This window comes from Pseudonocardia sp. EV170527-09, from assembly GCF_008369905.1.
Taxonomy (GTDB): Bacteria; Actinomycetota; Actinomycetes; order Mycobacteriales; family Pseudonocardiaceae; genus Pseudonocardia.
This window is the reverse complement of sequence record NZ_VRMC01000508.1, coordinates 1-263: the sequence shown is the minus strand read 5'-3', so window position 1 is coordinate 263 and position 263 is coordinate 1. Positions and strand designations below refer to the sequence as shown.

The 263-nt window shown below is 43.3% G+C and carries 1 protein-coding gene; it reads right to left on the bottom strand.

Annotated elements, in window-relative coordinates:
* Positions 1 to 263, bottom strand: a 263-nt coding sequence (locus tag FVA95_RS32415; protein WP_205016083.1) for a hypothetical protein, incomplete at both ends; no start/stop codon positions are given.

Below are 263 nucleotides of genomic sequence, written 5' to 3'. Positions count from 1 at the left end.
ACATGGTTCAGGTCCCATCTGCAGCCAATAACTGACCAAATCTTCATTTATAGTCCACAGAGCAGCATCTGTTTGTGGCACGTTTCCAACAGATTGATTCACTTGTTTTAATGGTAGATCTATGGTAGTTTCAGATTTAGGCATATCAATGATATCATTGCTGAAATCAAGGGTGTCTGTAGTTGGCATTAGTGCTGACACTGCTGAGCGGCCTAAGCCTGAACTGCATCCAGCTTCTGACGCTGAGTCGACACCATCTATAA